We start from the raw sequence: 25024 nt of genomic DNA, 5'->3' as shown, positions 1-25024 counted from the left end.
ACCGCTTGGCGGTAAATCAATAGGTAGTTGCTTCAATGGCAGTTTCCTGCCGCATTTCTTCAAAAAATGGGGTTGTTCTATGCTCCACACAATGGGCCGCATAGAGATACATGGCGGCGCTCCAGGTCTGCCAGTCTTGTCCCATGGGTTGGCCATCCTGGGCTTTGATCCATTCATTAAAACCATGGTCTACATTGGCGGTATGGGCCAGTTTGATACTCTCGGTCAGTGCCATTAGTTTTTCCTCGGCCAATTCGTATTTTTTGGCCGCAACCAAGGCAGCAATGTAAAAACCACAAACAAATGGCCAAATGCCGCCATTGTGGTAGTTCCCAGGTTGGTTAAACTCGGGGTAACGCCAATTCCAATCGGGATCTTCGGGTTGAACAAAAGGGAAAAAGTTGGGCGGCAAATTCAAGGCTAGTTCACCGCGGTGTTGCATCCCGATGCACTCGCTCTCAATCCAGGAGATGATCTCCCAGGCCCTTGAGGGCGAAGCGATGCCCGAAAGAATCGCCAGGCTATTGCCCAGTAGATCGAAACGTTCACTGCTAAGAATTTTGAAAGACCACAAAGCGTAGTAAGGCTTATTGGTTAAAACCAGCCTTTCATGGACGTGTTGATGGCAGGGTGCTTCACGGATGGCAAAATGCCGCATTTCCTCGCGCAAGTGCTCGGCTCTTTCGGGTTGCCCCAAGAGGCGCAGGTAAGTGTACACGAGGGTATTGACAAATAGCCCGTGGCCAAGTACCCATTGCTCATCGCGCCAATCGCTGGTGGGTTGCTGAGCAACAAGGTAAAAATCAGAAGGGCTTTGGTACTCCATCCAGGTTAGGGCTTTCTGAGTTGCTTCATGCAAAAACTCGTGCTCCCCGGTCATTTTTCGGAACACCGCTACCCCGATTAAAAACAAGGGGGTTGTGTCACTTGAGCCCCTATCGTCGGGATTGTGAACCAAAGAAGAAATATGCCCTCGATCGCTCTGGTTCAGGGCCAAGGCGTGCAATACGCTGCGGATGCTTTCAAACAATTGGTCATTCTTGGATACCGCTATGCCCAAAATCGAAATCATCAAATCCCGGGTATAGGGTTCGGGAAAACCCCAGGCAGCCGTACGTGGCAAACCAAAGTGGGGTCCCTTGGCATTGTAAAGCAGCACTTCCAGTGCGGCCTTTTTTGCTAGTTCGATCGTTTGCCAATTGATTGTTTGCATGTTTTATATTAAGCCGGGTTTAAGCAATACCTAGTCTGTCCTGCATGATTTGTACAAAGCGCCGGGCAACTACCCGGTAAAGGAGGTCACCTGGCGTAGCCAGCCCACCTGGCGAAGGGGGGTATTCATACAGTAAGAGTACTTTCATAGTGAACACCTTTGTTGTTGAGCCAATGTACAGCCCGTTTTGGATCAGAAAACTGCCAAAATGATTCTGTAGAAGGGGTGGTTAAGGCTTCCCAACTCTTGGGATCAAACCCGTAGGTTTTGGTAATCAGGCGGTATTTTTTGAGCCAAATCAGGCGTGATAGTCGGTGGCAGATCGAGGTATTCGGGACTGCTTTGGGATAATAGGCTTTGGCTCCATCCTCAAAAGCAAAAAACCAAAGTGTAGTAGCCATTATTTTGCCCGCATACCAAAGTTCAATTACGGCCTTGCTGGTTTCTTCGTGCCGAAGATGTCTGGTGTATTCCCCAGCAGGATGATGGGTGATGATCAGGTCAAAATGGATGGCAGGTAAGAGCTGAAGTATAGCTTGTTGAAGGTCAAAATCGGGGATCGGTATTTGTTCAGGCCCATCATCCAGGTCACCCATAATTCCCTCTGCCCGGAGCAAAACCAGGGTTTGTTCAAATCTGGGTGCCCGTTTGGGATCACTACCTCGACAAAGGCACACAATAAAACATTCCCAGTTGGGGTGAGTAAGGATGGTTCCGCCCGCCCATAAAGTTTCATCGTCTGGATGCGCAACAATAAGAGCGACCCGTTTTCGGGGTACTTGGATCATGGATAAAAGTTGTGGTCAAATTTTGGAACTAAATCCTCAATCACCAGCCTCAATCTGCTGATCCTGGTCTTGATCACCACTGAAAAAATTTACAATCCCATTGCCAATCGCCTGAATGGTTTCTGGGTTTTTGAGAATGAATAGCGTAATGCCAAATTGCAAGGAAGTACCCAGTAATTTTTTCAAAGGGCTGTCCTCCAGGCCAGAAAACACCCGTTTGGATACGTAACCAGCAATCAAACCAAGCGACAGATTGATGATGTCCGTCCGCAAATCCTGCGCGGCAAGGGCCTCTTTAAAAGTATTTTTGATGAGGTTGATGGGTTTGATGTTTTCGTAAGCTTGATTTGCGTGCTCCTTCAACATCTTTCCTTCTTCAGCCCGACGGGCTTCCAATTCGAGGATATTCTCACTCAGCGAACTTGTTGAATCTATTTTTTGCATCACTGGTTTTATTGAAAGACTTGGTTAATCAAGGTATTGCCGATTGGACCTTTGATCCAATGGTATAGGAAAAAATGAGCCAGGAGCCCCAAAATGAGGTAAAAACCTGCCACGACGAAAAAACCGTAGTAGGTTTTCCCCAGTAACTCTCCCAACATCAATGATGCACCAATGCTCAAAAGCACCCCAAACAGTAAAAGCATAATCACTACTCCTATTTTGGCAAATAATGCCGCAATACCTTTGCTAAAGGATTCCAATGCTTTGAGTTTGGCAAGCTCAAAAGTTGTTTTACTATAGGTTTCCAAACTTTCAAAAAGCAGTTCTACTGAGTCGATTGGTGTTTCCATACTTGCTTGTGTTTGGTGTGGCTCCAACAAAAAGCAATAAGCACCACTAGGCGCCTATTGGATTTTGTTGATTGGGTTGGTTTATTTCGCTTGTCTGCTGGAATTAGCAAGCAAGTCATTTTCAGCTTCTTCCAATTTGGCTTTGCCGTTTTGGGTCATCCGCAGCACTTCGTTGTTGACGGTCTCAATTTTTTTGTTGACACTTTCTACAAACGCGTTGAACTTATTGCCCAGATCTTCAGCATACTTATTCCCTTTTTTAGAAATTTTCTGCCGGGTAGAAGAGCCCTTGTCAGGTGCGTACAAAACACCAATGGCGGTACCAACTGCAACTCCAGCCATTACACCCATCAAAACTTTACCTATACTCATGCTTTTCGTTTTTAAATTGATTATAAACGTGTTAGAAGTGAACTAACTTCTCTCTACAAAGGTGCAGTATTCCTCTTGGGAAAGCATTACACAATTCTTCGCAAGAGTTACATCATTCACTGATTGGTTTTTGGTAGGTAAGGGTTGGAGACAGATCTGCCTCCAACCCTAATGATTATTGCTTGATCAGAATTAGTTTTTTGTAGGTAATCTGGCGGCCATTGACAATTCGGCAATAGTAAATTCCACTGGCCAGACTTTCTGCATTCCATTCGGTATTGTACTGTACATTTTTTTCAACATCACCATTAAATACAGTGGCGACTTTACTGCCTGTCGAGGTATAAATATCGATCAACACATGGGAGTCTGAATCCGTATTTTGAAATTCAATCATCGTCTTGGCATACAGTGGGTTAGGATAGATCCTTACCAGTACATTGCCGTCACTTTGAATTCCTTTCTCCACAATGGATTTTTCTGAAAAATTAAGGAGATTGGGACAACGTGTAACTGTTTTACTGCAGTAGCTGACACAACCACCCGAAGTAGTAAGGGTAAGTGAATAGGTCCCCGGAGAAACCACGTCTATACAACGGGTTTGTTCTCCAGTGCTCCACCAATAATCGATCGCACCTTCAGGGGCACAGAGTCGGGTAGTTTTGCCCAGGCAAAGCAGGCTATCACCAGTGATCTCACAAGTAGTATCTTCGTTTACCCCAATTGTTTTGGAACAAGTACGGATCATGCCTCCGACATAAGTGACGGTAAGCGAATAGGTACCAGCGGAACTTACGTAGATACACCTGGTTGTGTCTCCTGTGCTCCACAAATAAGCTTTAGCAAGTGCAGGTGCACAAAGCTGAGCCAATCGCCCTGGACAAATAAATGCATTGCCCGTAATGATGCAGTTAATCCCTAAAAGCATTCCAACTGTCTTGCTGCAAACGCTGGTGCAGCCTCCCGCATAAGTCAGGGTTACACTATAAGTACCTGTCGCATTTACGGTGATGCAATTCGTAGTCGCGCCGGTATTCCAGCGATACGCCAAAGCCCCGCTTGCTGCACAAAGTTGTGCGCTTTCACCTGGGCGAATGACATCTGCTCCGGTGATCAGGCAAGGAGTGCCTTCACGCATCGTGACGATTTTGGTGCATTCACTCTTGCAGCCATTGGCGTCGGTTACGGTCACCGAATAGGTGCCCGCTGTGGTTATGTCGATGCACTGGGTTTGTGCTCCGGTGATCCACCAATAGTCAATCGCTCCCGCCAGTGGTACACAAAGCCGAACGGTTTGGCCTGGACAAATGACGTCGGGGCCGGTGATCAGGCAGGTATCTACTTGGCCTATGGTAACCCTCTTGCTACAAACGCTGGTACAACCAGCCGCATAGGTAACAGTTACGGAATAGTTGCCCGCAGTATTCACGGTGTTGCAATTCGTGGTTGCACCCGTATTCCAACGGTAACTCAATGCGCCTGTTGGCACACAAAGCTCGGTACTTTGTCCCACGCACAAGGCGCTATTGCCCGTGATCTCACAGGATGCCGGACTAAGTGTAACGGTTTTACTGCAAAAACTCATACAGCCACCCGCAGTAGTAATGGTAAGCGAATAGGTGCCAGGAGTGGTCACGTTAATACATTGGGTTTGTTCTCCAGTGCTCCACCAATAGTCAATTGCGCCATTGACTGCTGCACAGAGTTTGGTGCTTTGTCCTTGACAAAGCACCGTGTTGCCAGTGATCTCACAGGTGGTTTGTTCGCTCAAAGTAATGGTTTTGCTACAAGTACTGACACAGCCTCCGACATAAGTGACGGTAACCGAATACGTACCGGGTAAACTTACATAGAGACATCTGGTCGTAGCACCATTGCTCCATAAATAAGCATCCGCAAGCGCAGGTGCACAAAGCTGAGTTATACGCCCTTCGCAAATGAATGAATTGCCAGTAATTACGCAGCTGACGGCTGGACTAAGCGTAATTGTTTTGCTACAAGTACTGAAACAGCCCCCCGCATAGGTAAGGGTTACACTATAAGTTCCAGCAGCATTTACGCTGATGCAATTCGTGGTCGCTCCTGTACTCCAGAGGTAACTCAATGCGCCTGTTGGCACACAAAGTTGAGTGCTTTGGCCATCACAAACTGTATTGTAGCCGGTGATGAGGCAATTGGTTTCTTGACTTAGTTTGATTGTTTTGCTGCAAACGCTTGTGCAACCTTCTGCCTCGGTAACGGTCACGCTATAAGTACCCACCGCATTGACAGTGATGCAGTTCGTAGTCGCTCCCGTACTCCAGAGATAGCGCACTGCGCCGCTTGGCACACAAAGCTGAGTGCTTTGGCCAACGCAAATCAGGTCTTCACCAGTAATCAGACAAGTGCTTGATTGACTGCGTCTGATTTCTTTGCTACAAACACTCGTACATTCTCCTACATTGGTCACGGTAACACTGTAGGTACCAACCTCATTGACAGTAATGCAATTCGTGGTCGCACCGGTGCTCCACAGGTAGCTCGTCGCACCCGGGGGCACACAAAGCTGAGTGCTTTGTCCAACGCAGATCGCGTCTTGACCGGTGATCAAACAAGAAGCCACCTGACTGACGGTGACCAACTTGCTACAAGTACTGGTACAACCATTTACATCCGTTATGGTGACCGAATAATTTCCGGCGGCATTTACAATGATGCAACTCGTACTCGCGCCCGTGCTCCACAAATAACTGGTACCGCCGCTGGCACATAGTTGGGTCGATTGGCCGACACAAATGGCATCGTTGCCAGTGATCAGGCAAACTGGCAGCGGGGTAATCGTGATGGTTTCACTACAACTACTAAAACAGCCACTGGCATTGGTCACCGTAACGGTATAGGTTCCGCTGGCATTTACGTTGATACAACTCGTAGTCTCGCCCGTGCTCCACAGGTAACTGGTACCGCCGCTAGCACACAATTGGGTGGATTGACCCTCACAACCTAAATTATTAACCGTAATTGCACAGATGGGCAATGGGCTGGCATTGATGGTTTTGCTACAAATACTAATACAACCACTAGCGCTAGTCACCGTAACAGTATACGTTCCAGCAGCATTGACATTGATGCAACTGGTACTTGCACCAGTGCTCCACAAATAACCGGTACCTCCACTGGCACATAGTTGGATGGACTGGCCGGCACAAATCGCATCATTGCCCGTAATCAGGCAAATGGGCAGCAGATTAACTGTGATAATTTTGCTACAAGTGCTGCTACAGCCATTCGCATCGGTCACTGTAACGCTGTAGGTTCCAGCCGCATTTACGTTGATACAACTGGTACTCGCGCCAGTACTCCACAAATAGCTGGTGCCGCCACTGGCACAGAGTTGGGTGGATTGGCCTATACAAATCGCATCATTGCCCGTGATCAGGCAAATGGGCAGCGGGTTGGAGGTGATGATTTTGCTACAAGTACTGCTACAGCCGTTCGCATCGGTCACTGTAACACTGTACGTTCCGGCGGTACTTACGTTGATGCAACTCGTACTCGCACCAGTGCTCCACAAATAAGTGGTACCGCCACTGGCACACAGCTGGATCGATTGACCTACACAAACCGCGTCATTGCCCGTGATCAGGCAAACGGGTAGCGGGTTGATCGTGATGATTTTGCTACAAGTGCTAATGCAACCATCGGCATTGGTCACCGTCACCCCGTAGGTTCCGGCGGCATTGATCGTGATGCAACTGGTAATTGCTCCGGTACTCCACAAATAGCTGGCACCTCCAGTTGCACAGAGCTGAGCAGATTGGCCGGCACAAATCGCGTCATTGCCCGCAATCGTACAAACTGGCTGTGGATTAATGGTGATGGTTTTGCTACAAGTACTGCTGCAACCACTTGCATTGGTCACTGTAACGCTGTAGGTTCCGGCGGCATTGATGGTGATACAACTGGTACTTGCTCCGGTACTCCACAAATAGCTGGCACCTCCACTGGCACACAGTTCGCTGGATTGCCCTGCCTGGCAAATCGCGTCATTGCCCGTAATCAGGCAAATGGGTAAGGGATTGACGGTGACGACCTGGCTACAAGTGCTGCTACAGCCACTAGTATTGGTCACCGTAACCGTATATGTTCCAGCTGCACTTACATCGATACAACTGGTACTTGCGCCCGTGCTCCACAAATAGCTGGTGCCGTCACTGGCACAGAGTTGGGTGGATTGGCCCGCACAAATCACCGCATTGCCTGCGATGGCACAAATCGGCACTGGGTTGACGGTGACGACCTGGCTACAAGTGCTGCTACAGCCACTCGCATTGGTTACCGTAACCGTATAGGTACCAGCCGCATTTACATCAATACAACTGGTATTGGCACCCGTGCTCCACAAATAACTGGCACCGCCACTGGCACAGAGTTGGGTGGACTGGCCTGCGCAAATCGTGGCATTGCCCGTAATCGCACAAATCGGCAGAGGGTTGACGGTGACGACCTGGCTACAAGTGCTGCTACAACCATTGGCATTGGTCACCGTAACCGTATAGGTACCTGCCGCACTTACATCAATACAAGTCGTACTGGCACCCGTGCTCCACAAATAACCGGTACCACCGCTGGCACAGAGTTGGGTGGACTGGCCTGTACAAATCGCGGCATTGCCCGTGATGGCACAAATCGGCAAAGGGCTGTCGACCAAAATTTTGCTGCAAATGTTTACACAGCCGCTTGCACTGGTAACCGTTATCGAATAAGTCCCGGCCGTAGTTACAGTGATACAACGGGTACTTGCGCCCGTGTTCCATAAATAGCTTGCGGCACCAGCTGGTGCACATAATTCCGTAGGTTGACCGCCACAGATGACATCGCTGCCTGAAATGGTGCAACTAGGCAGGGGATTAACCATAACCACTATGTGGTTGGATTGTACAGAGCCACAAGGAGCACTATTGGTCACATAGTAGTCCCCACTTGTAGTCACTGTGATCGAAGGTGTCGTCGCACCCGTACTCCAGATACCGCCAATGTTTCCTGAAAGGGTTACACTACCTCCTGCACAGAATGTGATTGCTCCACTGCTGGTAATGATTGAAGCGACTGGTGACAATCCAGTAATCATGTTATTATGCAATGAAATCGCACCTTCGGTGGTAAGGCCTCTGCCAGTAAATGATGCGCCTTCCAAAAAACTGATCGCTCCTGCGGCAAGAATGGTACCCGCAAAACTGGACCCTGGTCCCAATTCAACTGCTCCATTTATTTGCCAATAGACATTACAAACCGAGGCACCATTGATTAAGGTTATCCTTGACAATGTCGTGGTGGATAAGGCACCATCTATTTTAAAAATGAAGATGGCGCCTGGGTCTCCTTGCGCATCCAGGATCAACTCGCCGTTCAAGGATGAGGCACCTCCCAGACAGTACACGTTCGGGGTAAGGATTTGCCCGCTACCCAGTGTAGTTCCGATCACTTGCCCACAAAGTACGGTACTTAATTCACCATATGCAGTGGCTAGATCAGCAGCTGCCTGTGCAGTAAGCGCGTCGGCTACATGAATGCCACCGATCACAATTCCAGGCGGAAAGCCAGAAAATGCGCCAACATTGGTGCCAATATTGCCTGTAACTACGGTAGCTCCATCGTTGGTAAAGGATCCAGCAGCACTGAAAAGTGCAAAACTGGAGGAAGCACCCAGATTTGGTGCCTGCGCAAAGGTAAGAAGTGGGATTAACAATAGCGCGATAACTGTTAATGCATTGGGTAGTATAGTTTTCAAGTTTAAAAATTTTACAAAGTGAACTATTATTAGTTCCAAAGATTTATAAATCTGAAATTGAAAGCGTTACACTATTCCAGGAAAGAGTTACATATATCACACTTATTCTTTCTAAAGATAGAAGTTAAATCATTGACCTTTTTTTGATAATTAGGGTTGGAACCTCGTTTGGCTCCAACCCTAAGAAGAGAAAAGAAAACAATTATTGCTTGATTAGAATCAGCTTTTTGTAGGTAATTTGGCGGCCATTGACAATTCGGCAATAGTAAATTCCACCGACCAGACTTTCACCATTCCATTCAGTATTGTACTGTACATTCTTTTCAACCTCGCCATTAAACACAGTGGCGACTTTACTTCCGGTTGAGGAATAAATATCGATCAGGACATCGGCATCTGAATCCGTGTTTTGAAATTCAATCATTGTTTTGGCATAAATTGGGTTAGGGTATATTCTCACCCGAATGTTGCCATCGCTTTGATTAACTTGCTTCTCTACAATGGATTTTTCTGTAAAATTAATGGGATCGGGGCACCGTGTAACTGTTTTACTACAGAAGCTCATGCAGCCCCCCTCGGTGGTGATGGTAAGCCCATAGGTACCTGGAGCAGTGACGTTAATACACTGGGTTTGTTCTCCGGTGCTCCACCAGTAGTCAATTGCGCCATCAACTGCTGCACAAAGGCGAGTAGTTTTGCCTGGGCAAAAGATGGTATCACCCGTGATTTCACAAGTGGTATTTTCGTTTACACCGATGGTTTTGAAACAAGTCCGGACCATGCCTCCCACATAAGTGACGGTAACCGAATAGGTACCAGCAGCACTTACGTAAGTACACCTGGTTGTGTCTCCATTGCTCCACAAATAAGCTTCAGCAAGAGCTGGTGCACAAAGTTGAGCCAATCGACCTGGACAAATAAAATCATTGCCCGTGATGATGCAATTAATCCCTGAAACCATTGCAATTGTCTTGCTACAAACGCTGGTGCAGCCTCCTGCATAGGTGACGGTCACGCTATATGTTCCTGTTGCATTTACGGTGATGCAATTCGTAGTTGCGCCTGTGCTCCACCGATAAGTCAAAGCCCCGCTTGCTACACAAAGTTGAGTACTTTGCCCTGGGCTGATGACTTCATCACCAGTGATCACGCAAGTGGCGCCTTCACTCATGGTGACAATTTTGGTGCATTCACTCTTGCAGCCATTGGCATCGGTTATGGTTATCGAATAGGTGCCCGCCGTAGTAACGTCGATGCACTGCGTTTGTGCACCCGTGATCCACCAGTAGTCACTAGCACCCGCCAGGTCGGCACAAAGCTTGGTTGTTTGGCCGGGACAGATAACATCCGCTCCTGTGATCTGGCAATTAGCGGTTTCACCCATCGTCACAATCTTGGTACATTCGCTCTTGCAGCCATTGGCATCGGTGATGGTTACCGAATAGGTGCCTGCTGTAGTCACGTCGATACATTGGGTTTGCGCTCCGGTGATCCACCAGTAGTCGCTAGCGCCCGCCAAGTCGGCACAAAGCTTGGTCGTTTTGCCGGGACAAATCACAGTTTCAGTGATCTGGCAGTTGGCTGTTTCGCCCATCGTCACGATCTTGGTGCATTCACTCTTGCAGCCATTGGCGTCGGTGATGGTTACCGAATAGGTGCCCGCTGTGGTCACGTCAATGCACTGCGTTTGCGCTCCGGTGATCCACCAGTAATCTGTAGCACCCGCCAGGTCTGCACAAAGCTTGGTCGTTTGGCCAGGACAGATGACGGTTTCAGTGATCTGGCAGTTGGCTATTTCACCCATCGTCACGATCTTGGTGCATTCGCTCTTGCAGCCATTGGCGTCGGTGATGGTTACCGAATAAGTGCCCGCTGTGGTCACGTCGATACATTGGGTTTGCGCTCCGGTGATCCACCAGTAATCTGTAGCACCCGCCAGGTCTGCACAAAGCTTGGTCGTTTGGCCAGGGCAGACGACCGTTTCAGTGATCTGGCAATTGGCTGTTTCACCCATCGTCACGATTTTGGTACATTCACTCTTACAGCCATTGGCGTCGGTGATGGTTACCGAATAGGTGCCAGCTGTCGTCACGTCAATGCACTGCGTTTGTGCTCCGGTGATCCACCAGTAATCTGTAGCACCCGCCAGGTCTGCACAAAGCTTGGTCGTTTGGCCAGGGCAGATGACGGTTTCAGTGATCTGGCAGTTGGCTGTTTCACCCATGGTCACAATCTTGGTGCATTCGCTCTTGCAGCCATTGGCGTCTGTCACGGTTACTGAATAGGTGCCTGACGTAGTCACATCGATACACTGGGTTTGTGCTCCGGTGATCCACCAGTAGTCACTTGCGCCCGCCAGTGGTACACAAAGGCGGGTGCTTTGGCCTGGGCAAATGACCGTTTCAGTGATCAAACAGGTATCTGGTCCACTCAGTGTGACGATTTTGGTGCATTCACTTTTGCAGCCATTGGCGTCGGTGATGGTCACCGAATAGGTACCCGCGGTGGTCACATCGATACACTGGGTTTGTGCCCCCGTGATCCACCAATAGTCACTAGCACCTGCGGGTACACAAAGTTTTGCAGTTTGGCCTGGGCAGATGACGTCAGGGCCGGTAATCAGGCAGGTGGCTACCTGGCCAATGGTGACCGTCTTACTACAAACGCTGGTGCAACCAGCTGCATAGGTAACGGTTACGGAATAGTTACCGGAGGTGTTTGCCGTTATGCAATTCGTCGTCGCACCCGTATTCCAGCGGTAACTCAACGCGCCAGTGGGCACACAAATATCGGTGCTTTGTCCAACACACGGCGAGCTATTGCTCGCGGTGATCTCACAAGATGCCGGGCTGAGCGTAACCGTTTTACTACAAACACTAGTACAGCCACCCTCAGTAGTGACAGTAAGCGAATAGGTACCGGGAGCAGTCACGTTAATACATTGGGTTTGTTCACCTGTGCTCCACCAATAGTCAACTGCGCCATCAACCGCGGCACAGAGCTTGGTTGTTTGTCCTTGACAAATCGCCGTGTTACCGGTGATCTCACAAGTGGTTTCCTCGGTTAAAGTGACGGTTTTGCTGCAAGTGCTGACCGTGCCGCCAACAAAAGTGACGGTAACCGAATAGGTACCAGGTAAACTTACGTAGGTACATCTGGTGGTATCTCCATTACTCCACGAATAAGCATCTGCAAGTGCGGGTGCACAAAGTTGAACTGGACGCCCCGGGCAAATGAAGGAATTGCCCTTGATGAGGCAGGTGTCTTGAAGGCTCTCAGTACCTTCAATGCTTCCAGAAATCAACGCATTATCAGCTGCGGTGAAATGGGCAAAACTGGAAGAGGCCCTCAGGTTTGGTGCCTGCCCAAAGCTAAGAAGGGGGATTAACAATAATGCAATAACAGTTAGTGCATTGGGTAGTGAAGTTTTCAAATTTTTAAATTTTACAATGTGAGTTATTCTTGTCCCCAAAGGTGAGTGAATTAGAAACCGAAAGCATTACACTATCCAAGAGAAGAGTTATATATATCCCACTTATTTTTCTAAAGCGATACTTAAGCTCGCTTCTTCGTGGTCAATTCTCTTTTCAATGTTGCGGATCAGCTCGTCGGGGTACTTTTTATCAGCACTCATTTCTTCCAAAGCTTTTCGGCGAACTTCGATTAATTCCAACAGCGCAGCCCGATAGGCAAATATGTAAGAGGGCATATCTTCCTCCACCGACAATTGTTTTTGTTGGGTTTTCATTAAGTGTTCATAGCGCCTTTTCAGCACGCCAAAAGCATGATCTGTTTCAATTTCTTCACTATAGCGGGTTTTGATGTATGCCAAAACACTGGATACCAGGTGCATTTGAATTTCCAATTCCTGCTCGGTTTTATCGTCATTGCTTTCCATGCCAAATGCATGGACTAAAAGTGGCAAGCTCAGACCTTGTAATACCAAAGTGCAAAGGATGACAATAAAGGAAATGAAGAGAATCAGGTCGCGTTGGGGAAAAGCGAGGCCAGAACTCAGGGTAAGCGGTATCGATAAAGCCGCAGCTAGGGATACCACGCCACGCATCCCACTCCAGGCAATGATAAAAACTGGTTTCCAGTCGGGGGCGGCCTCCTTTGCCCTAGTTTTTTTGCTCAACAATCGGGGCAAATAAGCAGCTGGAAAAACCCAGATGATGCGCACGAATATGGTCACGATACTGATGGTGACACCGTAATAAATGGCATGATGTATGGTGGCTGGGTCCAGGCTCTTTAAAATTAAGGGAAGCTGAAGGCCAATCAGTACAAAAACTACCCCATTGAGCAAGAAGACCAGGGTGTCCCATACCCCTTGTGATTGTAGTCGGGTGCTGAATGAAAACACTTCGGTGGAACGTGCACTGAGAAAAAGGCCGCCACTGACCACCGCCAATACGCCCGAAAAATGAAAATGCTCAGCTGTAACGTACATCAGGTAAGGGGTAATCAGGGTAATGGCCGTGTCGATGCTTGCGGTGGTAGGTAAAAAACGGTGGACTGCATATATGAATATGGCGATGGCCAAGCCGACCAAAATCCCGGCGATGACCACAATTACAAAATCAAGCCCAGCCTCGAGTAAAACAAATTTATGCGTCAATACAGCCGCCAAAGCAAAGCGGAACACAATTAAACTCGCCGCATCGTTGACCAAACTTTCTCCTTCCAAAATATTGACTACTCGCCGGGGAATGCTTAATTTCTCCAGCACTGAGGTCGCGGCAATCGCATCCGGTGGTGAAATAATGCCGCCCAATAAAAAGCCCAAGGCTAAGGAAAAACCAGGAATCAAAAGATGAGCTACAACGGCGACTGCACAGGAAGTAAAAATCACCAGGCCCAAGGCCAATAAGCCAATGGGCCTGCGCAAGGCCCAAAAATCTTTCCAGGAGGTGTTCCAGGCAGCAGCGTAAAGTAGTGGAGGTAAAAAAATGAGGAACACCAGCTCTGGTTCCAGGGCAATGTCTAATACTTTGGGGATAAACCCGATACACAAACCACAAATCACTAAAAAAATGGGATAGGAAATCCGCAATTTCTCGCTCAACATGGAAAAGAGAGAAACCACCATCAACAGCACAATAATGAGCAGTAAGTTATTCAACAGCATAACATAGTTAAAAAATAAGGAGGCCATCTACACCTAAATTGTAGACAACCTCCTGGTATAGGCATTTTCATCAATTGACAAGAAGCTATCTCAAAACTCCAAGGATAGCTTCTAGTTCCGGGGAATGATGTCAATGATTACGGTGCGGTTGTAAAAGCGTTCTTCGGGGTATTTGTTTGCAAATGGGGACAAACTTTCGTCCTCGCCAGAGCCAGAGGTTTGGAACTTTACATCGTTCCTGCCTGCTCTCAGCAAACCACTTTCAAGGATACTTTTGACATTGTTGGCGCGGGCCATGGACAATTTTTGGTTGTAAGCATCGTCACCAATGATGTCGGTATGGCCGTGAATGATCACCATTCCATTCTGGGGTATTCTGGGAATGACTACGTCATTGAGGTATTTTTCATAAATGGAGATGGCTTTTGATTCATTGAATTCGTAAATGACGCTGAAGCGCATGCCTTCTTCATTGGTAGGGGGAGTCCAAAGTGCGATGTCTACCGCGGACTCTTTGGTGACGGTTTTGCCCGTTTTGGTTTTCCCGGTCATGGTAACGTTGAAGTGACCACTGGGGCGAGTACCCAGAATGGTTTTCCCGGGTAAACTTACATTTTCACGGGTATAAGGGCCAAAACTTTGCACCCTATTGTTGTCATCTTTGATGTCCATCGACCAGGAATTCAAAGCCTCATTGCCACCCATCACATAAAAGGTAACGTAGCTGTCGTAGGGGGCTTCCTGAACTGCGGTGTATTCCACTGGCTTCAAAAAAACTTCTGGTCCGGTTTGGAATTCCATCAGCAACGCTGGTGAGGTACTCACGATGGAGACCCTGCGGTCACCTGCCCGGAGCAATTCGAGCTCCAGTGTACCACCAGGTTGTTCGGAGGGGATGCTGGGTTTGCTCCGGCCTTCGATGCCAATTCTGGAATTGTTGATGTTGAATACATCAGCCAGATAGCGTTGAACCGATTCTGCCATCATTCGGGCATCTTCCGGGCCTTTTTCTGAGGAACCGACCAACGTAATCGCGGAACCTGGATTTTTGCCCATCCGGTCACCCAGGATGTTCAAAAGATTGTAATACACCGCCATGCCACGAGCAGAACGGCCGTCCAGCGTTTTAGGGGTAAAAACTTCCAATTGATCTTCCTTAAAGTCTTTGACCTGGTCCTTCCGGATCAACATGTAGCGGTCAGGAATCTCGGTTGAACCCAAATCAAAAAACACATAGTTACGCAGGGGAAAGGTTTCTCTCACCCGGCGTTCTACGGGTATATTTTTGGGTGAATTCACAAAAAACTGAATCTGTGGGTCCGCAACCGCGACCACATTTTCCGTAGCAGGCAGAGGCGAGGTAATGGTAGTAGTAGAACTTGGGTTCCTGGTGCCGTGGCCAAATTTCAGGGCTGCGCCTACCCGCAAGGTGGTGATGTTCCAGGTTTCGACTGAGCGTGGCTTTTGACCAAAATAAGGTTGGAACGAAACAAAGGGAGATAGGAAAGCTTGCATGGGGTGTTCAGCAGCAGAGAGCGGAATGTCGTAGCCTGCACCTACTTGCATCGACACCAGGGTAGGCGTAACATCGCTCAAATCTCCTTTTACATCTGGTGTTGGGGCCTGATCGGGAAAAGCTGGATTTTTCCCCAACTTGTAAGTAAAAGACTTGTCCACATTGAAAGCCATGCGGGGGCCGCCGAACAAGTAAAAATTAGAAGCGAATGGGGCAACCCGCAAAGTGGGTTCCACTGTCACATAATTCAACTTGGTGGTCAGACCAGCCGGGCAATTACAGGGGGTAATCTCCTCGTTAAACGCACTTTGACGGCCATCAAAACCGACTTGTAGCGCAACGCCCAAACCACTGGTTGGGTGCACATATTCGATCAAAGGGGCGATGAAAAAGCCAACTCCATCCGCATAATTAAAAGCAACTGGTGCCGTAAAATTTGGATTCAACATTTGGGTCGAGCCCCGGTAAAAATTAAAATTGGCGCCTGCTGCTATCCCGATCCGCACTGGGGATGGTGAAAAGGTGCTTGTTTCTTGAGCCTGCACCAGCATGGGTATGGCAATCCATAAAACCGTGCTAAAGATCAACTCTTTTATACTCAGCCTTTGGTCTAACGCTGACTTGCAGCCTCTCTTTTTATTGTTCGTTTTCATTTGCATTTTTTTGGTTTAGGGTACACTGGTCTACAAAACACCCGTTCTGAAACTCCACACATAATCACTTTGTAAGGCATTGCCCTTAAGCGACTTAACTGCCGTGGTCAAGCGCGCAGTATAACTGTTATTCGCCAATAAGCTGCTGGAGGGATTAAATGTTGCCGTGGAATCTGTGTAGGTCACCGTTCCAGCCACCGGGCTTAAGGTTTGCAGCAAAGTGAATGAGGAAGTGTTGATGGTGCTGGGGTCCATTCTTTCGTTGAATTTCACTGTGATGCTGTTGTCCAGTGGCACATCAACGGCACCCGCCAGAGGGTTGCTAGTCGTGATGCTTGGGCATAGTCCGACGATTTCTTCAAAATCATCTTTTTGGCAACCCACAAATAAAAAAACCGAAACTATGCCTAAAATGGTCAGTAGTTTTCTCTTTTTCAATTTCATAAACTTTAATAGTGAAAGAATTTTCACAATACAAATATCATTGATTTTCAGTTAAAACACCTTACACAAATCCTTACAAGAGTTACATCATTCACGCATTTTGGCTGCCTTTTTTTTAAATTTCAAATCCAATTTGACCAAGGGAGGCATGGTATCGCCCAGTAAAAACCCCCAGGGCTTCCAGGGTTCAATCCGGTCCAGGATCAATTTGACAACCGCGGTTAGTGGAATCGAAAGAAACATGCCCGGAATCCCCCAAAGGGCAGCTCCGGCAATGACAACAATGATCGAAATCAGGGCATTGAGTTTGACCTTTGAGCCTACTATCTTGGGAACGATGTAATTGTTGTCGATTAATTGGATCAGCGTATAAAGGAGGATGACATACAACACATACACCGGAGATTTGGTCACCAGGGCAATTGCCGCAAAGAGCGCCATGGCAATGATCCCACCGAGGTAGGGAATGACATTGAGCAGAGCACCAAGAATGCCCAATAAAATGGCATATTGCATCCCAAGCACCAGCAATCCCAAGGTGTTGAGCACCGCAATTATGGCAAATTCGGCAAAAAGCCCCACGAGATAACCCTGGATAATACCCTTGGTTTCGCTCAGGATTTCGCTCACTTTATTGTCGTGGTCTACGCCAAATAAGCGATGGATAAACTCGATCAAATGGGGCTGGTAATACAAAATCATGAAGATGTACACCGGGGTCAAAAAAATGGAAGCCAATACCCCACTCATGGTGGTTAGGGTAAGTCCAATTGCCGCACCGCTGTTGTTCAAAAGTTCTGCTTTTGATTTGGCAATCCTGGCATTGATTTGTTGAATGCTGATGTCAAAAAAGCCTGAAGCCCAGGCAATGCCTTGATTGAGTAAGGATTCAAATTTATCCAACAATTGGGGCCAGGCTTGCCCCATCAGACTGGCTTGAGTGACGATTAATAGGATCAATGCAACGATCAGCAGCATTGCCACAATCAGCACGACAAAAATAGCCAGGGTTCGATTGACTTTTTTTCTGGCCAAAAAATTGACGCCTGGGCTAATCGAGATGGCAATAATGGTGGCATAAACTAGGGGGAGAATAATGTCTTGTGCAATAAAAAGAATGCTGGTAAAAAGGTACAAACCGATCAAAAGCAAAGAAGCCTTCGCATAAAAAGGCAATCTAATCAAGGTATTCATTTCCATTTTGAGTAGTAGTTGAGTTGAGCAGGTTCCTATTTTATGGATTTATTGGTGCTCTTGCGAAGTATGCATTTTACTTTTCACTTTTTACTTTACGTATTGACAGCATTTCCTTACGTATCTCTTTGGCAGCTTCTGCTCGGCTGAGTTGGTTTTCTTGACAATAGTTTTCCAGGCTGATTTGCTCACCTATCAATTTTTGCAACAAGGGGGTATGTTCAAACTGTTTTAGTTTAAAACTGCACTTCGTTTGATCGGTGTAAAGGTGCTGGTGTGCGATTTGTAAAAGCAACTTGATCAACGTGATATAAATGGGAGGTGGGTGTTCGTTCAGCTGTACCAATTGCTGTTCGTGGATTTTGACAAAGGTCTCAGTGAGTATTTTTTCTGCAGCGGCTTGATCCGGTGCAATTTCCAGGGCTACGACATAAAGCCTTACGCCGTAGTCCTGGTATAGTTTGTGCACTGAAGGAGGTGATTGTCCCATGTTTATGCCTTTAAAACAACAGGGAAAGCCCCGCATATACAGCATATGTTTTTACTTTAGAGCGATCCAGCAGGTAGTACCCATTCGTTGAAAGGGTAGCGTTGTTGTCACTGATGTCAAACAAACCTTGAACACCCCGGAATCCTAAACCTATCCGGATGGTACGCTCCGAGTTTACCCCAAAATCCAGGCCTGCTCCATAGGCAACTCCCAGGTCCCCTTTTTTTACCGCCAGTACTGCGTCCGAATTGTCAACACCATCATTGGAGGTAAAAATGCCGCTTCCAACACTGATTCCGATCTGTGGGCCTCCGACCAGGTTAAAATTGACCACCTTTGATTTCCCGGTATTGATTGAAAGCAAAAGAGGGATGTTGACGTATCTCAGGTTGATCTTCCGTTCTACATCAACCTCGGTGTATTTCTGGCCAATAGCACTGTAAATCAATTCTCCCTGAATACCGACATGATCCGTGAAATTGTAGCCCAGAATGGCACCAAATCCATAGCCATTGGTGTAATCTCCAACTTGTCGGCCATTGCCCGGCGTAAAGACCTCGAAAGAAGAGAAAGTGGGCATAAAACGCAAACCAAATTCCATTTTTTGAGCCTCAAGCTTGCTAAAAATCAATAGCAGTAGGGCAATCACTACTGTTGCAATTTTTTTACTTAAGTTATTCATGTTCATAAATTTTATGGTGAGTTTATAATACAAAGGTGGGCTGTTTTTAGGCTTTATGTGTTACACAATGGTGATGGAGTGTTACATCTTTCACACATTTTGGTTGGCATTGCTTACTTTTTTGGTTTTGATACTCTGTGAATTATGTAACTAATACCGAGAATTGTGTAATGCATCGGAATTCAATAAGCCCCAACTTTGCAGCGTAATCTTTTTCTCAACACATCATTAAATGTGCCAAGATCATGGGAAACCTACTTTATACTGTAGCGATAATTTTAGTCATTGCCTGGTTGGTTGGGTTCATCGGTTTTAACGCCGGGGGTCTGATCCATGTACTGTTGGTGATTGCAGTGATTGCAATAATCCTGCGACTCATCAGTGGCAATAAAGCGATATAAAGACCAATAGAATTGTTGCAATGGAAGCGACCGAATTGAAGACAGAAGGAGGGGGTTCCTAATTGAGCACTGTTTTTGCATACGGTTGTCTTTCGTTGTAACAATTCTATTGATTGGCCTCCAATGTTGAACACTTAGTTTACTTCCTATTCCTATTTTTTTGCTTACTTCTCACTCAAATGCATCACCATCATGGGTGTATGCGTGGCCAGCGCCATGTTTTGAGCCATATCTTTGCTCAAAAGAGCTTCCCAAAAACTGCGCTGCTTGCTCACAAAAACCATCAAATCTATCCCTTGCCGTTCACTGTAACTGGCCAATTCAGCAACAAGATTTTGTCCAAACACACAAGTAGCCTGATAAGGCATGTTTGGCCCGGTTAAAGTAAACAGTTGTTCCCAGAGAATTTGGGCAGCATTACTTTCTTGTTCTGAACCCGAATCCGGCACATGCACAAAGTGAATCATGGCCTTGACCCCCAGGGCAAAAGTGGCTGCATCCCGAATCATTTCCGGAGTCATCGCGTCGTAATTGCTGACGTACATCAGGCGTTTGATCGGTGTCCATGCTGCGTCGACAGGTACCAGAATAACCGGACAATGGGCTTTATTGACGAGGCTAAGCGAAGTGGTACCAAAGATTTTTGAAAAAAAATCGTGTTCCCCGCTAGTGCCAACAACCATCAAATCGCAGTCTTCTTCCTCCGACAATTCAATCAAGCGGGTCACCGGATCACCCCTCAAAATTCGAGTTTGAACCTTTGTAGCGGTCATAACCTCCGCATCCTCCGGGGTGTTTTCTTCACTAATGAAGCTATCAATGGCCTCCGCGAGTATTTTTTCCTCTTCGAGTTCAAAAAGAGGCGTTATACTCAATTCAGATGTAGGAAGAAAATATTCCTTGACGTGCACCACCGTGAGTTGGGCGTCCAGTGCTTCCGCCAGGCCTTGGGCATAGTGGAAAGCATTGCGTGCACTGACCGAAAAATCGGTTGGCACCAGGATATTTCTGATCTTTTTCATGCTGGCAATTTTTGGTGAAGAAAAATGGTATACATGTAGTCCAATGCATTAAAACCGATAGCCCAAAGACACTTGGCCAACCGCGTTTTTGCCTTTGCCCAACAATGTCTCGGCATTGTCTTTGCTCACATTTACAAAACCCTGGTTGTACCGAATCCCCAACAGTACCTTGTTGAAGTTAAAACTGAGTCCAGCAGTAAGTCCGGCATCAAAGGCATTAAAAGCATCGACCACTACCCTATTTTCATCAAATACGGTAAAATCGGGCTTGGAAATGAGGTAAGAAGCAAATGGTCCCACCTGCAAATCGACGGTAGACAATTTGAATGCTACGGGTAAGTGAAAATCGACATAGCTCATGTTCAGGGACTGGCGCTCATTCAACACATCGTAGGCTGTTCCTTTGGTCGAATAGCTCAATTCAGGTTGTAAGGAAAAGAAATCGGGTACTACGGGTACATCCGCAAATACACCTACATGAAAACCAAGACGTTCGCCTCTTTCTGACAATTTGTCGAAGGAAATGTTGCTCGCGTTTAAACCACCACGAATACCGAAGGTACTTTGTGCACCTAAATTCACTGCTGTGAAAACCATCAAGCCCAAAGTCAGGCTCAACAGGATATTTTTTGCTGCTGTTTGCATGTTTGTTGGTTTTAGTGGGTTAAAAAAAAGGTGGGGTCTAGTTTAAAAGGAAACCTATACCTATAAAATCTATCTAGACAAGGCGTAAAACCTTGGTAATTATTGCCGTATCTCATTTTTCGCCTCTTCTTTCATTTGCTCATTGGCAACGATGGCAATTTCCACGCGACGATTTCTGGCCCGATTGGCTTCCGTGTCATTGGCCACTACGGGTTGGTTTTCACCTTGACCCATGATGCTGAGGCGATTGTTTTTCACACCTTGGTAAGCGAGGAAATTGGAAACTGCGGCGGCGCGTTTTTCTGATAGGGCCTGATTGTAGGAGTCCGAACCAACATTGTCGGTATGGCCTACGATGAGCAGGTCGGTACCTGGGTTGGCTTGCAAGGTTTCGGCAAATTCCCTCAAGTTGTCTTTATTGGCTGCTTTGAGGTCATCTTTGCCAAAATCGAACAAGATTTGATTGTTGAAGGTCAATTTGATGCCTTCACCAACCCGTTCAACGGTAGCAGTATTGCCCAGGGCTTGCTTCATTTTTTCGGCCTGTTTGTCCATTTTGTTGCCAATGATCGCGCCTACTGCACCTCCGGCGGCAGCTCCCAGGATGGCGCCCATTACTGTATTTCTGCTGCGATTGCCAATGATGGCTCCAACTACTGCTCCTGAAGAAGCACCAATGACGGCGCCTTTTTCAGTTTTATTCATTTTGGATTTTTGATTCTGCGTGGTTTGTGCCTTTTGCGCACTACTGCATCCCGCCAATAGTACACCTGCAAGCACTACAGAAAAGATCGTTTTTTTCATCACACAAGGGTATTTTGGTTTAATGATGGATTATTTCTTCAACATCGGTTTGTGCCAATGAAGCGTCTAGAATACTGAACCAGGCGCTTCTCAACAATTGCCGTTGTTTGAGCAATTCAAGGCGAATCCGGTAAGGGAACTCAGGGTGTTGCTCCAGGGTATCATCGTAAGCTTGTTGTACTTTCAGTTCTTTGGTTTCCAGGTTGGCCAAAACCACTTTTCGGTCTTTGCCAAACAAGGAAGCTTTGAAGTCCATCCAAACCCGCAGCAACTTGCCACGCATGATTGGGTCCATAATGGGTTCCCCACCAAATGAAAAAATAAGTTGGCGCAATCCGTGCACATTGAGGCGGCTCATACTGGCGTGATGATTGAAGAGGGTCACCAATCGTTCATCTTCGTTTTCAACATCCTGAATAGCCTTTTCATATTCAGATACCCGATCGTAATTGACGCGAACCAATTCATTCAGCGCATCAATCCAGTTCCTTTTTTGCCTCATCGTGTTTAGTTTTTGCTTGGGTCTTTCCCAGCCCGTTAAACATTCACGCATTACACGCTTCGATGAGGAAAGTAAAAAAATGAAGCCAGGGTGGAAAAGAGGGGATTTCAGGCAAAGGGCGGGAAGCTTTTCCCCATTTTGGGGAATTATGGAGCAAAAACAGCACAATTGACCTATTTTTAAATGGCAGATCACGGTCAAACCTTGACGCTAAATTTACCTCACTAATAAAAATCACTAAATTCACGCCCGATCTGCCCTTACCTTTTAAAGCAGTTCGCCTCAAACAGAATAAAACCAGCTATAACAATGAACAAAAGTCTATTTGCTACGGCAATCCTGAGCTTTATAGCAATAGCCGGATTTGCCCAGCAGAATGTAACCGCGGCCAACTACGAGCAGGCCGTCAAATTTTTAGCGGGTAACACCTCCAAATTGGTTTACAACAGCAATGTGAACCCGAATTGGTTGCCCGATGGCAAATTGTGGTACTCCACAAATACCGCAAGTGGCAATCAGTACGTGCTGATCAACCCTGCTGATGGCAGCCGAAAAACTGCCGCTGATTTGAAGTCCTTGGTGCCTGATGCCACCGAACGCCCCATGGGTATGGGCCGTAGAGGTGGAGGCCCGGAAGTACTTTCACCAGATGGGAAAAAAGCCGTTTTTATCAAAGACTGGAATTTGTGGGTCAAAGACGTTGCTACCAAGCAAGAAACCCAGCTCACCACCGATGGCATCAAAGATTTTGGCTATGCCACCGACAACGCTGGATGGCGGCACAGTGAGCGCCCTGTGGTATTGTGGTCGCCCGATTCCAAAAAAATAGCCACTTTCCAGCAGGATCAGCGGCATGTCAGCGACATGTATTTGGTGTCTACCAATGTGGGTACGCCAAAACTGGAGGCCTGGAAATACCCCCTTCCGGTGGATAAAGACATCATCAGAATTCAGCGGGTCATCATTGAAGTGGACAATCGCAAAATCATTCGCTTACAAATGCCTGCGGATGCACGCAGAGGCACCCTCTGTGATGACATTGCTTGCTCTGGTTCTTTTGATGACAACGAATGGAGCCCGGATGGGAGCAAATTGGCTTTTGTATCCAGCTCTCGCGACCATAAGGAAGCAATCTTGCGCATTGCCGACGCCACAACTGGCGAGGTAAAAACCATTTTTGAAGAAAAAGTAGCCACCCAATTTGAAAGTGGTCAGGGAAGCGTGAACTGGCGTTTTCTGCCTGCCTCCAATGAAATCCTTTGGTATTCCGAAAGGGATGACTGGGGCCATTTGTACCTCTACGACGCCACTACCGGAAAACTGAAGCAACAAATCACCAAAGGGGAATTTGTGATTACCCGTTTGTTGAAAGTGGATGAAAAAAACCGGATGCTCTACTTTTTGGCCAATGGCCGGGAGAAAGGTCGAGATCCTTATTTCAGCCATTTTTACAAGGTTGATTTTGGAGGTAAAACTGTCCACTTGCTGACTCCCGAAGATGGCAACCACAACGTCACTTTATCGCCCGATGGCAAATACTTTACCGACAATTATTCCAAACCGGATGTCGCGCCAGTGAGTGTGTTGAGAGACATGAGCGGAGCCTTGATTGCTACCCTGGAAAAAACCGACCTCTCCAAGTTGGTGGCCAGCGGCTGGAAAGCGCCTGAACCCATCACGGTAAAATCCCGCGATGGCAAGTGGGACTTGTACGGTTTGATGTTTACGCCAACTACCCTGGATAAAAGCAAAAAGTACCCGATCATCAATTACATCTATCCTGGCCCCCAAGGTGGTGGTGTAGGTAGCCGTTCTTTCAGTGCTTCCCGCAGTGATCACCAAGCTCTGGCAGAGTTGGGCTTTGTGGTGGTGGTGATTGATGGCACTTGTAACCCCGGCCGCTCCAAATCTTTTCACGATGTGTGTTATGGCAATATGGGCGACAACACCTTGGAAGACCAAATTTCCGGGCTCAAACAATTGGCCGCCAAACATCCATTCCTGGACCTGGACCGGGTAGGCATGTGGGGGCATTCGGGCGGTGGATATGCTACAGCTGCCGCACTATTCCGTTATCCAGATTTTTACAAAGTAGGTATCTCAGAATCGGGCAACCACGAAAACCGCAACTATGAAGACGACTGGGGCGAACGCTACATCGGCCTTTTGGTGAAGGATGCCCAAGGCAAAACCAATTACGACAACCAAGCCAATCAAAATTTTGCAGCCAATCTCAAAGGCAAGCTGATGCTGGCCCACGGGGGTATGGACGACAACGTGCCGCCATACAATACCTACCTGGTGGTGGATGCTCTGGTCAAAGCGAATAAGGATTTTGACCTAGTGATTTTCCCAAATGCCCGGCATGGTTATGGAGCGGATAGCTTTTACATGATGCGGAAGCGTTGGGATTATTTTGTGAAACATTTGCTGGGGGCGGAGCCTCCGAAGGAGTTTAAGATTAGGGTGGAGTAGGTGATTTGAAAATCAAGGATTTGCGCACAATCATAGAGCCCCTCTCCGAAAGTTTTAGACTTTCGGAGAGGTCAAGCAGCGTTACATTGCTCTACCTCCCCGAAAGTCTAAAACTTTCGGGGAGGGGT

Annotated in this window: 20 protein-coding genes; 2 read left to right on the top strand and 18 right to left on the bottom strand. The window is 47.3% G+C overall.

The window, feature by feature from the left end; genetic code table 11:
• Positions 1-16: 16 nt before the first annotated feature.
• From ACO08K_RS20900 to ACO08K_RS20835, 14 genes are all read right to left on the bottom strand, one after another.
• Positions 17-1213 (bottom strand): glycoside hydrolase 100 family protein, encoded by a 1197-nt coding sequence (locus ACO08K_RS20900; RefSeq protein WP_421798413.1) that lies wholly within the window; start codon positions 1211-1213, stop codon positions 17-19.
• A gap of 19 nt (positions 1214-1232) precedes the next feature.
• On the bottom strand, positions 1233-1361 hold the full coding sequence (locus ACO08K_RS20895; protein WP_421798412.1) for a hypothetical protein: 129 nt from the start codon (positions 1359-1361) through the stop codon (positions 1233-1235).
• A complete protein-coding gene (locus ACO08K_RS20890; RefSeq protein ID WP_421798411.1) occupies positions 1339-2001 on the bottom strand; it encodes a PIG-L deacetylase family protein in 663 nt (220 codons plus the stop codon). Before ACO08K_RS20890 ends, ACO08K_RS20895 begins: the two co-directional genes overlap by 23 nt.
• Before the next feature lie 36 nt (positions 2002-2037).
• Entirely contained in the window at positions 2038-2445 is a 408-nt protein-coding gene (locus tag ACO08K_RS20885) for a hypothetical protein (protein ID WP_421798410.1), read from the bottom strand.
• A gap of 8 nt (positions 2446-2453) precedes the next feature.
• A complete protein-coding gene (locus tag ACO08K_RS20880) occupies positions 2454-2795 on the bottom strand; it encodes a hypothetical protein (protein ID WP_421798409.1) in 342 nt (113 codons plus the stop codon).
• Positions 2796-2876: 81 nt separating this feature from the next.
• On the bottom strand, positions 2877-3167 hold the full coding sequence (locus tag ACO08K_RS20875; protein ID WP_421798408.1) for a YtxH domain-containing protein: 291 nt from the start codon (positions 3165-3167) through the stop codon (positions 2877-2879).
• Between the two features lie 175 nt (positions 3168-3342).
• A complete protein-coding gene (locus ACO08K_RS20870; protein ID WP_421798407.1) occupies positions 3343-8937 on the bottom strand; it encodes an ice-binding family protein in 5595 nt (1864 codons plus the stop codon).
• A 202-nt stretch (positions 8938-9139) separates the two neighbouring features.
• Complete coding sequence (locus ACO08K_RS20865) at positions 9140-12370, bottom strand: T9SS type A sorting domain-containing protein (RefSeq protein ID WP_421798406.1); 3231 nt, start codon at positions 12368-12370, stop codon at positions 9140-9142.
• Between the two features lie 102 nt (positions 12371-12472).
• Entirely contained in the window at positions 12473-14095 is a 1623-nt protein-coding gene (locus ACO08K_RS20860; RefSeq protein ID WP_421798405.1) for a Na+/H+ antiporter, read from the bottom strand.
• Between the two features lie 84 nt (positions 14096-14179).
• Entirely contained in the window at positions 14180-16237 is a 2058-nt protein-coding gene (locus ACO08K_RS20855) for an OmpA family protein (protein WP_421798404.1), read from the bottom strand.
• Positions 16238-16267: 30 nt separating this feature from the next.
• On the bottom strand, positions 16268-16675 hold the full coding sequence (locus tag ACO08K_RS20850) for an Ig-like domain-containing protein (protein ID WP_421798403.1): 408 nt from the start codon (positions 16673-16675) through the stop codon (positions 16268-16270).
• Between the two features lie 93 nt (positions 16676-16768).
• The gene (locus ACO08K_RS20845; protein ID WP_421798402.1) at positions 16769-17875 is read right to left on the bottom strand and encodes an AI-2E family transporter; all 1107 of its coding nucleotides are present in this window, start codon (positions 17873-17875) and stop codon (positions 16769-16771) included.
• A 76-nt stretch (positions 17876-17951) separates the two neighbouring features.
• Positions 17952-18365, bottom strand: coding sequence for a hypothetical protein (locus ACO08K_RS20840; protein ID WP_421798401.1), 414 nt, complete (start codon positions 18363-18365; stop codon positions 17952-17954).
• Positions 18366-18375: 10 nt separating this feature from the next.
• Positions 18376-19047, bottom strand: a complete 672-nt coding sequence (locus tag ACO08K_RS20835) for a porin family protein (protein WP_421798399.1) — start codon at positions 19045-19047, stop codon at positions 18376-18378.
• Between the two features lie 245 nt (positions 19048-19292).
• On the opposite strand from ACO08K_RS20835, the gene ACO08K_RS20830 reads away from it, so the two are divergent.
• On the top strand, positions 19293-19448 hold the full coding sequence (locus tag ACO08K_RS20830; protein WP_421798398.1) for a lmo0937 family membrane protein: 156 nt from the start codon (positions 19293-19295) through the stop codon (positions 19446-19448).
• Between the two features lie 164 nt (positions 19449-19612).
• On the opposite strand, the gene ACO08K_RS20825 is transcribed toward ACO08K_RS20830, so the two are convergent.
• The 4 genes from ACO08K_RS20825 to ACO08K_RS20810 all read right to left on the bottom strand — a co-directional run bounded on the left by ACO08K_RS20825 (position 19613) and on the right by ACO08K_RS20810 (position 22421).
• Positions 19613-20470: a universal stress protein gene (locus tag ACO08K_RS20825; protein ID WP_421798397.1), complete on the bottom strand. Its 858-nt coding sequence runs from the start codon at positions 20468-20470 to the stop codon at positions 19613-19615.
• Positions 20471-20518: 48 nt separating this feature from the next.
• Positions 20519-21115: a porin family protein gene (locus tag ACO08K_RS20820; protein ID WP_421798396.1), complete on the bottom strand. Its 597-nt coding sequence runs from the start codon at positions 21113-21115 to the stop codon at positions 20519-20521.
• Between the two features lie 99 nt (positions 21116-21214).
• The gene (locus ACO08K_RS20815) at positions 21215-21919 is read right to left on the bottom strand and encodes an OmpA family protein (RefSeq protein WP_421798395.1); all 705 of its coding nucleotides are present in this window, start codon (positions 21917-21919) and stop codon (positions 21215-21217) included.
• A 19-nt stretch (positions 21920-21938) separates the two neighbouring features.
• Positions 21939-22421 carry a PA2169 family four-helix-bundle protein gene (locus tag ACO08K_RS20810; protein ID WP_421798394.1) on the bottom strand — a complete coding sequence of 161 codons (483 nt, stop codon included), beginning with the start codon at positions 22419-22421 and terminating at the stop codon, positions 21939-21941.
• A gap of 309 nt (positions 22422-22730) precedes the next feature.
• Here ACO08K_RS20810 and ACO08K_RS20805 point away from each other — a divergent pair, with 309 nt between their 5' ends.
• Positions 22731-24896: a DPP IV N-terminal domain-containing protein gene (locus ACO08K_RS20805; RefSeq protein ID WP_421798393.1), complete on the top strand. Its 2166-nt coding sequence runs from the start codon at positions 22731-22733 to the stop codon at positions 24894-24896.
• Positions 24897-25024 lie beyond the last annotated feature (128 nt).

Source organism: Haliscomenobacter sp. (assembly GCF_965225875.1).
Lineage (GTDB): Bacteria > Bacteroidota > Bacteroidia > Chitinophagales > Saprospiraceae > Haliscomenobacter.
This window is presented reverse-complemented; position numbering and strand designations above follow the sequence as displayed.

Excerpts from the sequence above, each read along its gene's own strand:
- ACO08K_RS20900 (WP_421798413.1), bottom strand. The coding sequence starts at position 1,213 with ATGCAAACAATCAATTGGCAAACGATCGAACTAGCAAAAAAGGCCGCA.
- ACO08K_RS20895 (WP_421798412.1), bottom strand. The coding sequence starts at position 1,361 with ATGAAAGTACTCTTACTGTATGAATACCCCCCTTCGCCAGGTGGGCTG.
- ACO08K_RS20890 (WP_421798411.1), bottom strand. The coding sequence starts at position 2,001 with ATGATCCAAGTACCCCGAAAACGGGTCGCTCTTATTGTTGCGCATCCA.
- ACO08K_RS20885 (WP_421798410.1), bottom strand. The coding sequence starts at position 2,445 with ATGCAAAAAATAGATTCAACAAGTTCGCTGAGTGAGAATATCCTCGAA.
- ACO08K_RS20880 (WP_421798409.1), bottom strand. The coding sequence starts at position 2,795 with ATGGAAACACCAATCGACTCAGTAGAACTGCTTTTTGAAAGTTTGGAA.
- ACO08K_RS20875 (WP_421798408.1), bottom strand. The coding sequence starts at position 3,167 with ATGAGTATAGGTAAAGTTTTGATGGGTGTAATGGCTGGAGTTGCAGTT.
- ACO08K_RS20860 (WP_421798405.1), bottom strand. The coding sequence starts at position 14,095 with ATGGCCTCCTTATTTTTTAACTATGTTATGCTGTTGAATAACTTACTG.
- ACO08K_RS20855 (WP_421798404.1), bottom strand. The coding sequence starts at position 16,237 with ATGAAAACGAACAATAAAAAGAGAGGCTGCAAGTCAGCGTTAGACCAA.
- ACO08K_RS20845 (WP_421798402.1), bottom strand. The coding sequence starts at position 17,875 with ATGAATACCTTGATTAGATTGCCTTTTTATGCGAAGGCTTCTTTGCTT.
- ACO08K_RS20840 (WP_421798401.1), bottom strand. The coding sequence starts at position 18,365 with ATGGGACAATCACCTCCTTCAGTGCACAAACTATACCAGGACTACGGC.
- ACO08K_RS20835 (WP_421798399.1), bottom strand. The coding sequence starts at position 19,047 with ATGAATAACTTAAGTAAAAAAATTGCAACAGTAGTGATTGCCCTACTG.
- ACO08K_RS20830 (WP_421798398.1), top strand. The coding sequence starts at position 19,293 with ATGGGAAACCTACTTTATACTGTAGCGATAATTTTAGTCATTGCCTGG.
- ACO08K_RS20825 (WP_421798397.1), bottom strand. The coding sequence starts at position 20,470 with ATGAAAAAGATCAGAAATATCCTGGTGCCAACCGATTTTTCGGTCAGT.
- ACO08K_RS20820 (WP_421798396.1), bottom strand. The coding sequence starts at position 21,115 with ATGCAAACAGCAGCAAAAAATATCCTGTTGAGCCTGACTTTGGGCTTG.
- ACO08K_RS20815 (WP_421798395.1), bottom strand. The coding sequence starts at position 21,919 with ATGAAAAAAACGATCTTTTCTGTAGTGCTTGCAGGTGTACTATTGGCG.
- ACO08K_RS20810 (WP_421798394.1), bottom strand. The coding sequence starts at position 22,421 with ATGAGGCAAAAAAGGAACTGGATTGATGCGCTGAATGAATTGGTTCGC.
- ACO08K_RS20805 (WP_421798393.1), top strand. The coding sequence starts at position 22,731 with ATGAACAAAAGTCTATTTGCTACGGCAATCCTGAGCTTTATAGCAATA.